The 12,538-nt window shown below is 56.6% G+C and carries 10 protein-coding genes; 3 read left to right on the plus strand and 7 right to left on the minus strand.

Annotation, left to right across the window (positions count from 1 at the left end):
• Positions 1–445: 445 nt before the first annotated feature.
• The 3 genes from VFX97_12010 to VFX97_12020 form a co-directional block, all read right to left on the minus strand.
• The gene (locus VFX97_12010) at positions 446–715 is read right to left on the minus strand and encodes a hypothetical protein (GenBank protein ID HEX5703919.1); all 270 of its coding nucleotides are present in this window, start codon (positions 713–715) and stop codon (positions 446–448) included.
• A gap of 174 nt (positions 716–889) precedes the next feature.
• The gene (locus VFX97_12015; GenBank protein ID HEX5703920.1) at positions 890–1,162 is read right to left on the minus strand and encodes a hypothetical protein; all 273 of its coding nucleotides are present in this window, start codon (positions 1,160–1,162) and stop codon (positions 890–892) included.
• A gap of 424 nt (positions 1,163–1,586) precedes the next feature.
• Positions 1,587–2,387, minus strand: coding sequence for a redoxin domain-containing protein (locus tag VFX97_12020; GenBank protein ID HEX5703921.1), 801 nt, complete (start codon positions 2,385–2,387; stop codon positions 1,587–1,589).
• Positions 2,388–2,873: 486 nt separating this feature from the next.
• Here VFX97_12020 and VFX97_12025 point away from each other — a divergent pair, with 486 nt between their 5' ends.
• Positions 2,874–3,671: a GAF domain-containing protein gene (locus tag VFX97_12025; protein ID HEX5703922.1), complete on the plus strand. Its 798-nt coding sequence runs from the start codon at positions 2,874–2,876 to the stop codon at positions 3,669–3,671.
• A gap of 146 nt (positions 3,672–3,817) precedes the next feature.
• Positions 3,818–4,642: a S8 family serine peptidase gene (locus VFX97_12030; protein ID HEX5703923.1), complete on the plus strand. Its 825-nt coding sequence runs from the start codon at positions 3,818–3,820 to the stop codon at positions 4,640–4,642.
• A 74-nt stretch (positions 4,643–4,716) separates the two neighbouring features.
• On the opposite strand, the gene VFX97_12035 is transcribed toward VFX97_12030, so the two are convergent.
• The 4 genes from VFX97_12035 to VFX97_12050 all read right to left on the minus strand — a co-directional run bounded on the left by VFX97_12035 (position 4,717) and on the right by VFX97_12050 (position 11,992).
• Complete coding sequence (locus VFX97_12035; GenBank protein ID HEX5703924.1) at positions 4,717–5,196, minus strand: DinB family protein; 480 nt, start codon at positions 5,194–5,196, stop codon at positions 4,717–4,719.
• Positions 5,197–5,343: 147 nt separating this feature from the next.
• The gene (locus tag VFX97_12040; GenBank protein HEX5703925.1) at positions 5,344–9,141 is read right to left on the minus strand and encodes a PD-(D/E)XK nuclease family protein; all 3,798 of its coding nucleotides are present in this window, start codon (positions 9,139–9,141) and stop codon (positions 5,344–5,346) included.
• A gap of 95 nt (positions 9,142–9,236) precedes the next feature.
• On the minus strand, positions 9,237–10,718 hold the full coding sequence (gene rmuC, locus VFX97_12045) for a DNA recombination protein RmuC (GenBank protein HEX5703926.1): 1,482 nt from the start codon (positions 10,716–10,718) through the stop codon (positions 9,237–9,239).
• Positions 10,719–10,957: 239 nt separating this feature from the next.
• Complete coding sequence (locus tag VFX97_12050) at positions 10,958–11,992, minus strand: ribonuclease H-like domain-containing protein (protein HEX5703927.1); 1,035 nt, start codon at positions 11,990–11,992, stop codon at positions 10,958–10,960.
• Positions 11,993–12,046: 54 nt separating this feature from the next.
• Here VFX97_12050 and VFX97_12055 point away from each other — a divergent pair, with 54 nt between their 5' ends.
• On the plus strand, positions 12,047–12,430 hold the full coding sequence (locus tag VFX97_12055) for a VOC family protein (protein ID HEX5703928.1): 384 nt from the start codon (positions 12,047–12,049) through the stop codon (positions 12,428–12,430).
• Positions 12,431–12,538: the final 108 nt, after the last annotated feature.

Here is a 12,538-nt window from a genome sequence, read left to right on the forward strand (position 1 = left end):
AAGCGGCTTTGCCCAAAAAGCCGGGGTGAGCGAACAGACTCGTCGAGCTGCGTAGCAGCGGTGTTAGATAAGCCCAAGGCGAGGCTTTGCGAGTCTTGGGAAACCATGCCCGTTATTAGATCAGTGGAGCCCGCGAAGCGGGCGACATCTCAGTCCCGAGTTCAGAGTTTTCGAGTCAGAACCAACGCGAGGGTCTCGTTGAGTGGTCCATTTTGAAGAGAAATCTTACTAGCGATCCATCGATAGCTAACTCAAGGCCGCCGCTCCGCGGCTCCACAGATTTTATTAACCATCGTAACCCAAGGCTCGCAAAGCCTCGCCTTGGGCTTAAAATACATCCGCCGCTTCGCAGCGGTGTTAGCCACAAAAACCAAACGGAAGTTCGCGACGACGGGCAACGCTTATCGACGCGAACTTCCGTGGGTTGATTGAATGTAACTGATGCTTACGGGCAGTGCTGCCAGCAGTACTGATAGCGATAATACAGAACGCCGCGCCACCAGAAGTAGCAAATGCAGATGTTGCCGTACGCCTGCACATCTTCTTTGCTCACGTCCATGCTGCCGGCGAGCTGAGTGCCGCCAGTGACATCCTTCTCCGCATCGTAGGGTTCGGATGTCGCTTCGACAGCTTCGTATTTGGAAAGATCGCCTTCCGGAATGTCGTAGACTTTCGGCTCTTCCCCTCCAGTCGGGACGGTGGTTACCAACGCCATAACGTTTTTTCTCCTTGGTTAGTGGTTGAGCGGCGAACGAATCGCCGAATTCTTCAGCGCGTTGCGATTTGCCACAACGGACTGAACCGCTGAATGAAACGGGAAGTCCGCAACTCGGATAAACGTAACGTCGGTGAGCGCGAACTTCCCTTTCGGTTTGAGTTTACTTCGTGGTTACGGACAGCTTTGCCAGCAGTACTGGTACCTGTAATACAGGACGCCGCGCCACCAGAAGTAGCAGATGCAGATGTCGCTATAGGCCTGCACATCTGCTTTATCGAGGTCCACGCCCGCGCCGAGTTCTTTACCACCGGCGATCTTGTCCTTCGCTTCGTCGTAGGTCGCCTTGGTGCCTTCTACGGCTTCATATTTTGCGAGATCGGCATCGGGAATGTCATAGACCTTAGCCTGTCCGCCCTTCTCGGGCATTGTACTTACGAGAGCCATAAACTTCTGTGTTCTCCTTTCAAGATGTGGGGACTTAACCCCTCTGTTGATTCAGTGTCGCTTTTCTTTGCCAAGCCACGTTTGCCCTGGCCGCGAAACGGAGAATCCCAAACGCTGACTTTCTTAGCAGATGCGCTTTCGGTTCTCGATCGCCTAAGACGGAGTGCCGGTACAGTTTTGCGGAAGTGGAAAACAATTCCCGCAAAGGCCGTTGGAACAGCCTGCCCACCGATATGCTTCCGGCCCAACCGCTGGAAAGCTGTCTTCCGGCAGCGACGTATGACACTTTATTAACTGAAGACTGCGGTTTGAGCGCGGGCATCCTACCAACAACGCGCACGATTTACAAACGGATTTCCTGTGATTCGGTCCGCAGGCCGCTGGCCTGCTGAGCACGCCGGAGGCGTGCGTACCTGTACCTCTGCTATGCAAGAGAATCGGCAAGCGCGCGTTTGAAATTTTCTTCGTCAGGAGAAAAAGCGAACGCGCGCACGATGCCGGCGCGATCGATTAATGCGAGCATCGGTAAAGCCGTCGCGCCGTAAGCCGACTGAACGCTTTCGTCTTCCGCAACGCCGACCGGAAATTCAAGACTGTGCTTTTCGGCGAATTCGCGAACCAGGGTCATCTCCTGCGCCTGCGCCTCGGGAGGTCCGCCGTAGGCCATGAAGAATCGCGTGAGCGCCAGCACGCGGAGGTTGTCCGCAGCATGCTGCGCGTGCAGCTCTTTGATGCGTGGAAACATTTGTTCGCAGGGTTTGCACCAGGTGGCCCAGAATTCGAGCACCACGACCTGACCCTTCAACGCTTCGAGCGTCAGCGGATCCGTGTTCAGCCACTCTTTCATGGCAAGTTCAGGAGCGGGCTGTCCCAGTAATCTGAGCCGCGTGTGCAGATCCTTAAGTTGCACAAGCCCGCGAAAAGCAGTTCGCTTCTCATCTTCTGTGCCGGTCGCTTTGATTCGTTGGAAAGCTTCTTTGGCAACTCCAAATCCTTCAGCGAGCCTCTCGATTGCGCCTTCGGAATTGCCGGCGCTGACTGAAAATTCAGCCATGGCCATCGTGAGACTTACGCGATCTTTGAACTGCTCGAATTCGGAACCCGCCGGAATGTCGGCGAGGCCGCGCTCAAGGCGTTGAATGGCCGCGGCGTTATCGCCGTCGCTTTGAAGTTGGGTCGCTTCTTCGATTGCTTGTGTCGCTTCGGGTCGAAGATGCGAAGGCATCGACGGATCAGGTGCTGGTGTCGCTGGTATAGCTGGTGTGGCTGGTGTCGCTGGATTCATTTGAATGTTCGATGATCAAGTTAAGAGAGCATCGCACATCCTACTGAGGCGATCGTTGACAGTCAAAAGCAGATGACGGTAGTGTCCAGATTTGGCTAATAACATACCTGACTGATCTATCAACAAAAGTGACTTCCAGTAGATTGTGGTCAGCCCGAAAGGGCTGAAAGAGAGTAGCCGGGGGTTGAGCGCGCAGCGCGATACCCCCGGATTGAGTGACAATGATTTCTGACCCTGAAAGGGTCACAGAACTCGTCCAGCACCCCTTCAGGGTGCGAATTCTATATCGACGCTCTCCGGGGGGTCTACGCTTCGCTGCGACCCCCGGCTACTCTCTCGCAACCCTTCGGGTGCAGCGACACGAATTGCAGAAAAACTTCTCCTCTGTATAATGCGGCCTTCGCTTTTCACAGGACGAATCTAACGATGCCAGACAATTCAATTCCCGAGACACCTGAAGACGCCAACGCGGCGAAGATTCGTGACTCGCTCGACAAAGTCGACTTGTCCAACTCGTTGTCGAAGCCTATTCGTCAGGCGATTGACGACTTGTTGAGAGTTGCGCAAGAGACAGTCGGTTCAGCCGACGCGTCGGTTTTGGTGCGCGACGGACGCGAGGGCGGGCTGAGATTTCTCGTCGCGGTCAGCGAGCTTGAAGAAGCGTTGTTGAAGATCAGAATTCCGCCGGGCAAAGGCATAGCCGGTCTCGTCTTTTCGAGCGGCCAACCGATGGCGGTCAACGACGTCAGCTCTGAAGGTTCATTCTGGTCAGGCGCCGACGAAGCGGTGGGATTCAAAACGGTGACGCTGCTCGCCACGCCCTTGCGCACGGGCAACGAAACGATTGGCGTGCTGGAATTTGTGAACCGGCCCGGCGAACCGCCGTATCCGCCCTTCACGCCGGAAGAGATGGATGACGCGGCACGCTTTGCCGACGCAATTGCGCGCCTCGTCGATTCGTATGAAATGGCGCTGCTGGTTGAAGCGATGTTCCTGCATTCAATCCAGACCGGTGATGACCAAATGGGCGGCAACGATCAAACTGAATGGCTCAAAGGCCTGGACGCCGCGCCTGAGCACCGCGACCTCCTGTTGCTGGGCGTCAGGTTGCGCGACGTAGTTTCGCAAGGCGACGCGGAACGCGAAATGGTGCGCGACATTCTGGAGACGATTGCGCGCTTCGCTGAGAAACGTTCGTCGGGTTCGGGGTATTTCAATTTTTAGACAATGTTCCGTTTAGCACCTGGACTAATCGAACGTTTAGCGGAGGGCTACCGCCCTCCGACTTGGCGGGCAGTAGCCCGCCTCTAAACGAGGACGAGGCGGACAAGTCCGCCATCTAAACGGTACCTGCAAGGAGAAGGCATCAAATGGCGCAGTCCGAATCTGCTGTCACAGTTGATAACGATCTGATTGACCTGTGGTCGCAGATTGAGCCAGAGGCCCTTTGGAAAGGCCGCACCGGTCGCGGTGTGCGCGTGGGCGTCGTCGACAGTGGGATCGACACCGAACATCCGGAACTTGCCGGCAAGATCAAAGCCTCTTATCAAGCGGTCAATGATGGCGGCCAAATCGTTTTCAAGGAATCAACCTCGGGCGATCAAGCCGGTCACGGCACCGCTTGCGCCGGCATCATCAGCAGCGTCGCGCCCGACGTTGAAATCACAAGTATCAAAGTTCTCGGTCCAACCGGCTCGGGCACTGGCGAAATGTTTCTGATGGGCGTGGACTTTGCCATCAAGCAGAAACTTCAAGTGGTAAATCTCTCGCTCGGCACCACCAAGCGCGACTTCTGGATGCCGATGCGTGAGTTGTTGGACAAGGCGTACCGCGAACGCGTGATGCTCGTGGCGGCCGCGAATAACCTTCCGCAACTCAGTTCGCCTTCTATTTTTTCATCATCGCTGGTGTCGGTGGTCAAACGCGCCGGTGGAGATCCGTTCAACTTCGGATTTCAGTACGGCGAAGTCATCGAGTTGGTGGCGCCGGGCGTGCAGGTCGAGACAACCTGGCCGGGCGGTGGACGACGACAAATGACGGGAAACAGTTTTGCTGCGCCTTACGTTACCGGGGTCATCGCGCTCTTGCTCGAGGCGCGGCCCGACCTAACGCCTTTCCAAATCAAAACAATTCTCTACGCGATTGCCCAAAAGAATCAGGCAAAGACGGCGGCCGCTGAGAGCAGTGGGCAGTGAGCGGTGGGCAGTGAGCAGTGTCCATACCACCTGCTGCCGCGAAGTGGGTTTCCGCGATTATTGGTTTTGAACGTTTATTTCGCGCTCAGAATTCGTCCCATCACCACCAGCGCGCCGAGGTGATATGAGTTGTGATCGGCGACGAGCAGCGCTTCGCGCAGAATTGTTTGACCGGTGCCGTGCGGAATCCTGGCAAGCAGATCCGTTGACGGATCAGCGACGAGATTCTCGATCTCTTTCAGGTCGTTCTGGAACTTCCTGATCGTTTCCTGCCAAAGCTCCGGCGTTCCTACCTCCTGCTTAGGCGGCCAATAACCTTCCGGCCACTTCGGCGAGACGTGTTTCGGATTACGACTGAACTCCAGGATGTCCCATTGCGCGATGCGAATGTGCTCGAGCACTTGGCAAGCCGTGTACGGCAAACCCTCAAACGCTTGGCCGCACAGTTCAGCGGGAAAGCTTGCGACGAAGTCTTCGAATGTGACGTGCGCGCCTTCACCACGAAGGACGTGGAGCACGTGATCGCGCAGCGATTGATCAGAAGTCTTTTCCAAAATCTGTGCGATGCCCCTCCCCGCTTGCGGGGAGGGGGTTAGGGGTGGGGTCAACGCGTCGCACCTCACCCCCCGGCCCCCTCTCCGCAGGCGGAGAAGGGGAGAAGTTTCCGCTTTGCCTAACAGGAATGCGACGTTAGCGGCGTATCAATTCCTCTTCCGGTTGATGCGATACGCATCGTAGCGGCAAATCGCCGAATGATCACAGAACTTACACGTCTTCTTGCCTTCAGATGGCCGAACGCGAAAGTCGCCGGCGCGCATGCCGTCGATGAACTGCCACACGCGTCTTGAAACTTCACTGCGAATACGCTGCCACTCAATATCGTCAACCATCGCAATTCGGCTGGTGACATTCGTACAGTCGCTCAACATTTTGCGGTACAACCCTTCATTCAACCGTTGTCCGCGCCCGCGCAAACGATAGTAACCACCACCCGCGAGCTCGAAACTCGGCAGAAACAACTGCTCCAGCGCCGCGAGGTAAATCGGGATCTGAAGTTGGCGCCCCGCGGACATGTCTCTGTGTTTCGCGCCCACCGACGACTTGTAGTCGTACGCGACCACGCTGCCGCACGATTCGCTCACATCGACGCGATCGATTTGTCCCTGAATCGACGCCGCTTCCGATGATCCGTCTCCTGGCCGCGGTATCTTCAAGTAGTCCGACTTCGAAGATGGATCGCTGGCTTGGGACGGTCGGCCAAAGGCTAACTCAAAATATGTGGGAAGCATTCCCCGGGCCTGCGTGCGCTCTTGCAGGCGCAGGTCATGCAGCAGGACCTGCTCGAGAATCAGCTTGCGAATCTCACAATCGATTTTCCAAATGCGTTCGTTGAGCGGCGGTACCAGCTGCTCGTGTTCCTTGAACACTTCATCGGCGACGGCGTTGATTTCGGCGCGCAAGACTTCGCGATCAAGCGAGGGGAGGTACTGCTTTCGATGCTTTTCGAAAAATCTGCGCAACACGTCGTGCAGCAGCTTGCCCGCATCGATTGCGGTTAGGTCGAGCGCTGCTTCGTTGCGCGGCTCGAGTCGCAACACGCGCGCCCCGAAGAACTTGAACGCGCAGTTGCCGTAAGCGCTCAACCCGCTGGCGCTGTAAACGTATTCAGGACCGAAATGATTCGCGAGCAATGCGCGCAAATCGCTATTGGTTATCTGCCCGTCGTATGGCCCAAACCCGTCTCCGCTGCGCTCTATCTCGATCGCGACGCGGCGCAGCAACGAATCGGACAGGTACATCTCACGTCGCGCACGAGCCGCCAGTTCCGTAGCCACGACCGGTGAGAACTCAGACTCGTGCGAGTCAGTTCGCGTGCGTTGCCCGTGTCCGGCCTTTTGCCGCACGAGCTTCGCCGCTAACTCGGCGCCGCTCGAAATCGATTGCACCTCGTGGCTGTCGATGTCACTGCGAATCTGCCTGCGCTCTAATTGTGCCGGCGCAATCGCGCGGCGTAATTCTTCGATGTAGTAAGACGGCACGGTCTCAATGCCGTCATCGGCCGCCAAAGGGCGCGTCAGGTACAGACGTTCAGTCGCGCGGCAGGCGCACTGATAGAAATAATGCTCTTCTTTCAAAAGCGTCTCAGTCGAAATGTCTTCGAGTACGAGACCATGCTTCTTGAGTCGTTCGCGTTCGTCATGCGGGTACAGCCAGTCACGCGACGCGCGCAAAGGAAAGCTGCCTTCATTCATGCCGGCGATGAACAGCGCGCGAAAGCGCAGGCCGCGAACATCCGTTGCTTCAAGCACGCGCAAGCCGTCACGATCACCAGCAGAGATGGCCAGCGTCTGAGATTTTAAACAGCGTTCGAGTTCATCAATGAATGCTGAGAGAGAGACCTGAGTCGGAAACCCGACTGTCAGGGAGGGCTTTGAGATCTCAGATCTCAAAGTTGAGATCTCATAAGGCACCCTCCCTAACGGTCGGATCTCCGCCACGATTGTGTTTGCGACGTCGAAACTGCGGACCGTAGCCGCGAGCGCGCGCCGCAAAGCTTCTATCCCGCGCACATTTAACATGACCTGCGGAACGTCCGCGGGGCTGTGCAGTCTTGTCAGCGGTCCCTGCACCTCAGGCGCAAACTCGAAAGCTTCCAGTAAAGACATCAACGCGCGTCGTAGCTCATCAGTCGTACCCTGCTCGGGAGTGAGCGCGATCGTGTCTCGCAGATGTTCAATCACGAGCATCGTCCAGGCGATTGCCGCCGGATGGATCGGCGACGGTCGCTTCGTTTTTTCCTTTGGCGCCGGTTCATCAGGAGCGGGCGCTTCGACTTCGAGCGTGACCGCGGCGTCCTCTCCGTTCGGGTCGGTTGCGCCGATAAACGAACGCGCAGCGTCCGGTGACGGCAGAACGCGAATCAACCGCGCGGCGCGATCCAGCCACGCGCGCACCCGTTGTTCGCTGCCGACATACGCGATTACATTTTCGATTACGTCCGGCGCCCAGCGCCCGATGCCCAGCGCAAAACGGCGGCTCGCATTGCGTTCATCTTGATCCGATGCGTCGAGCAACGTCGCGTAACGATCGTCGAAAACCGTCGTCAATTCCAGCAACTGCTCGTCTGAAAGGCGGAAGTAATCAGTTTTGAGTAGATGTGCGAGATCGCTCGCTTTCGGATTCGTGACGTGCTCGCGCTCCGGATCTTTCAGGATCTGAAGTAGCTTCGCCGTAGCGCGAATACAGGGAATGTCATTGGCCGCCACGCGTCTTTCCAGATTGCAGGGCACCGATTCTACGGCGAACACGCGCAAGATAATGTCCGCGTAAGCCGCGCGTTCGCGCACCACCACCGCCATATCGGAAAGCTTGTAATTCTCTTCACCGATCAAACGCTTCATTTCTTTGGCTATCGAGCGCAGCTCAGTTTCGCGATCGCTGCATTCGAACAGTTGGAGCGCCGGCATCTTGCCCGCACTTGCGCCCCGATCATCCTGCGCATTGAACAGCCGTGCGGGCAGGTCGGCACGCGACGGTTCAGCAGCAACTTCCTCAAAGTCGGCAATCGACTTCAGTTGTTCAATCGTCGATTGAAACGTCTGAAAGATCTGTGGGTTACGGTCGTCATAGTTGATATTGACGATCACGTTGGGAATCCGCTGGATGATTAGCCGCAGCATCTCGCCCTGTACCGGAGTGAAATCAAAGAAGCCGTCGAGCACCAGCAGATCGATGTTGTCGAGCCATTCAGACGTTTGATCTCCGCGCAGGATGTGTAAGGCGCTAAGTTGGTCAGCGTCCGCGTCCGTGTACCCGAAACTTTTGAGCGCCTCTTCGTATTTCGAGTAAATCAACGCGACATCTTGATCGAAATCGTTCTGACTCTTCGGGCTTTGGACCTTGGACGTTGGACTTTGGACTAAGTCGTCCGCAGCCCTCGAATCAACGATGCTCGCAAACTCTTCCGCAGTTTTTCCGGCACGTTGCAGTTCGCCGATCAGTGTCGCGATGGTGTTGACGCACCCACCACGGTTCGCCAGACGTTTGATCGCCGGCAGGCGGTCGGCCTCCGCCAGTTGCTTGATGATTTGGGAAATCAGGCTGTGACGCAGCGGCAGTTCTTCGCGATCGATCGGAACGAGCGAAGCGAGCCCGAGCGTGTCAGAACCGCGAGCAGTAGCGACCGGATCAGGAAAGCACTTCGCCGAATCAACGCCCTCAGTTGATCCGGTAGCTACCGCTCGCGGTTCTGACACGATTGCGCTCGACAGCACGCGTCTGACGAATCCACGAAACAGATAAAACGGAAACTCGTCCCAAACTCCATGAACGTTCTTTCCATCCAGGACTGTCTGTGTGGCGAGGTCCAGCAGCGGATGTGAGGCCGCGATGTAAAGCAGCCGATCAGTTTCGCCTTTCGCGACGTACTCAGCACAACGCGCGAGCAGTCGTTCGCGATTCGTCCCGAGGACCGGTCCTAACCAAATTTCTTTCGGCATGAGGTTACTGTCGTGGCACAGACTTTAGTCTGTGATTCCATCGTTGAATTCACAGACTAAAGTCTGTGCCACTTCGCAGATGAATTCTGGCTGAGTCATCCACCAGCGGTCTTTGAACTTCTCAACAGAGGCATCGTTTCGTCATCGTCAGGTTCGGGTTCGGGTTCACCCGCCACCAATTCAGGAAAGAGTCCACCTTCGTCCAGCGTCAGGACGCGTGTTGATTTATCGACTGAGTCGATGATCTCAACTTCTTCACCGGCAATAGCGCCGCGTTCTTTGAACTTGCGCGCCGTCACCATCACGCGCGCTTCGAGCGAACCCACGCCTTTGTTGTACGACTCAAGCGCGCGATCGAGATTGCGGCCGATGTCTGCGAAGTAGTTGACGAAGGTCCGCAGCCGGTCGTAAAGCTCCTTGCCGAGTTTTCCTACTTCGTCGGCATTGGCGGCCCTTTGCTCCTGTTGCCAACCGTATGAGATGGCCTTCAAAAGCGCGATCAATGTCGTGGGCGTGGCAATGATCACCCGCTGATTGATGCCATCTTCAATCAGCTTCGGATCCTGTTCGAGTGCCGCACTATAAAAATTCTCGCCGGGCAGGAAAAGCAAGACGAACTCCGGCGTCGGCTGGCAAGTTTCCCAATATGATTTCTTGCTAAGGTGGCCGATGTGCGTGCGCACCAGGCGTGCGTGCTCCTTTAGTCTTTCCACGCGAATGCCATCGTCGGTGGTTGAGATCGATTCATAGAACGCTTCGAACGGAACCTTTGCATCCACCACAATTGTCCTATTCCCTGGAAGCCGCACAATGACATCCGGTCGAATACGCCCGTCTTCCGTTATCACGTTTGCCTGTTCGTTAAAGTCGCAGTACTGGACCATGCCGGCAAGTTCGACGACGCGCCGCAGCTGGATCTCGCCCCAGCGCCCCCGAATGTGGGGAGTGCGCAACGCCTTCACTAAATTTCCGGTTTCCGCCTGCAGCTGCAACTGCGACGTGGCCAGGCCACGCACTTGTTCACGCAGCTCGGCGTAAGCTCCGGCGCGGGCTTTTTCGATCTCGCCAATCTTCCCGTCAACTTTATCGAGCGACTCTTTCAGGGGCTTAACCAGTTGGTCGATCGCCTGTTGCCGCTGATCCAAATCGCCTTTCGCGGTCGCTTGAAACTTTTCCAGCGTCGCGCGCGCCAGGTTGAGGAATTCCTGGTTGTTGTCTTTCAAAGCGTCACGCGAAAGCGCCTTGAATTTCTCAGCCAGTTCTTCGGTGACGCGCTTGAACGATTCGGTTCGCTCCTGAGCGGCGCGGCGCTCGCCTTCAAGCTGAGCCTGCAAACGAGAATTGTGTTCGCGCAGTCCGTCGCTTTCGCTCACCTCGCCGTCAAGAGCCCGCTGAAGCTTCAGCAACTCGTTGTCTTTTGAGAGCAGCCGCTCATGAAACGTGGCGAGTTGGGTCGCGCTTTCACTCTTTCCGTCTTCGAAGGCGCTGTTCGCCTTGGCGCGGAAGATTAGCCAGGTGACGACTGCACCAAGTGCCACACCGGCCAGCAGTATGAGAACGGGGATTACCTCAGTCATGGAAACTCAGTTTAGCAGAAGTGTTGCAAACGTGAAACAGCGTCGCGGCCGCGGGCAATTTGGAGTGCGGCGGCCTGACGCCGCTTTGGATCGCCGTGAGCTTCGTCCATGGAGGATCCAAGTTCCCCTCTCCGCTTGCGGGATGGGTTAGGGGTGGGGTTGGCGAGCGCGCTACCTCTCCCCCGCCTCCTCTCCGCTTGCGGAGAGTGGAGAGCGCCAGCAAGCCGGCGCTCTCCACATCATCCGCCCAAACACGCGACCAGGCGTTCGTAAACTTTTCGCGTTAAGCGCACGTCGTTCAAATTGTATTCACGAATCTCAGCGAGTTTACCGGCCTGATAGAGCTCGAAAACTTTACTTCCTTCGACTTCGCCGGTCTTGCTCGATTCAAATCCTAACGCCCAGGCAAGATCGTCGAGGCCGACACGACTTCGTCGATCACCGAGCCACCACGCGCGCATCGTGTCGTAAGCGCCGCGCACGTGGAACTCGCCGAGGTCGATGAAGGGCTTGACCGGGATATTGTTCGCGAAACATCGCTGAAAGATGAACGGCAGATCGAAACTTATGATGTTGTGTCCTACCACGAGGTCGCAGTCAGGATCAAAGTCAGACATCAGCAGCAGAAAGCCTTTCAAGGCTTCTGCTTCTTCCTGCAGGTTGCCATCGGCATCGATACCGAACGCGTGCTCACTTTGATTCGGCGTCAGCCCGGGAATCTCAATCCCCGGCACCGGCCCGATGTGAACGGCGATGGAGAGGATTCGCCCCGAGATTGCGTTCAGCGAACCGAGTTGATAGACACGCTCTTCTTCGGCCGCGATGTCTTCCAAATAGCGTTGCTGTTGTTCCAGGCGCATGTAGCCCAGCCGGAAATCGCGCTCGAGCTTGGGACCGACCCGGTCGCGAAATCCCGGCAGCGCCAGCGTCTCAATGTCCAGCGTGAAGGCGCGCGGCATCAACGGATCGCAGCCGACGTACTCGCGATACTGTTCAATTGTGATCGGCTTGTATTCAGAAACGACGAACTGCGTTCGCTCCTGAAATGATTCGAGTTTGCCGGTGACGCCCCACAAACCGGGACGGAGATCCTCGCGGCCTTCCAGCACTTCGCCCCAGATTTTCAGCAGCAGATTGCCGGTCGCATTGCGCGCGTTGGCATCGCGAAACGGTTTCCCTTGTTGCGTGCGACGCTCGCGCACAGAGGTCACCGCCACCATCAACCACACTTCTTCGGCGAATGGGAGTTCGGGGATGGGGATGTTGCCTTTCATTCTCTTGTTCGCTGCGCATTGTAATGTAATATCCGTCGCGTCGTCTCGAAAAGCATGCCAAAACTTTTCAACGCTGCTCCCACCTTCGCGGTCGCCGATGTCGGCGAGACGATTCGCTGGTATCAGGAACAGCTCGGCTTTACGACCTACCCCTTTCCCGAGACACCGCCATACGTCTTTGCGATCGTCAGCCGCGACACGGTGGAAATAATGTTTCAGCACGTGCCGGGCTACGAAAAGCCAGACCTCTACAGCCGGCGCCAAGGTGGCGTATGGGACGCGTACATCAGAATGGAAAGTGTGAAAGAATTTTACGAGTCAATAAAGGACAGAGTCGAAATAGTGTTGCCGTTGCGAAAGCAGCCCTACGGCGATTGGGAGTTCGAAGTTAAGGATCCGAACGGGTACATTCTGGTTTTCAGCGAGTTGATTGATTAGACGCCAACCCGGTCACCTCTCAGGCCAGGTCAAGACGCACGGTCGGCTCGCCCTTTCTGTGGTAAAGTTACACGACCCCAAACGGCTGTTCCCCCAAGAACGCGTCGC

This window comes from Pyrinomonadaceae bacterium (genome assembly GCA_036277115.1).
Taxonomy (GTDB): domain Bacteria; phylum Acidobacteriota; class Blastocatellia; order Pyrinomonadales; family Pyrinomonadaceae; genus UBA11740.

Bases quoted from the DNA above. Each gene is read 5' to 3' on its own strand.
- VFX97_12025 (HEX5703922.1), top strand. From the start codon at position 2,874: ATGCCAGACAATTCAATTCCCGAGACACCTGAAGACGCCAACGCGGCG.
- VFX97_12010 (HEX5703919.1), bottom strand. From the start codon at position 715: ATGGCGTTGGTAACCACCGTCCCGACTGGAGGGGAAGAGCCGAAAGTC.
- VFX97_12040 (HEX5703925.1), bottom strand. From the start codon at position 9,141: ATGCCGAAAGAAATTTGGTTAGGACCGGTCCTCGGGACGAATCGCGAA.
- VFX97_12050 (HEX5703927.1), bottom strand. From the start codon at position 11,992: ATGAAAGGCAACATCCCCATCCCCGAACTCCCATTCGCCGAAGAAGTG.
- VFX97_12055 (HEX5703928.1), top strand. From the start codon at position 12,047: ATGCCAAAACTTTTCAACGCTGCTCCCACCTTCGCGGTCGCCGATGTC.
- VFX97_12020 (HEX5703921.1), bottom strand. From the start codon at position 2,387: ATGCCTTCGCATCTTCGACCCGAAGCGACACAAGCAATCGAAGAAGCG.
- rmuC (HEX5703926.1), bottom strand. From the start codon at position 10,718: ATGACTGAGGTAATCCCCGTTCTCATACTGCTGGCCGGTGTGGCACTT.
- VFX97_12030 (HEX5703923.1), top strand. From the start codon at position 3,818: ATGGCGCAGTCCGAATCTGCTGTCACAGTTGATAACGATCTGATTGAC.
- VFX97_12015 (HEX5703920.1), bottom strand. From the start codon at position 1,162: ATGGCTCTCGTAAGTACAATGCCCGAGAAGGGCGGACAGGCTAAGGTC.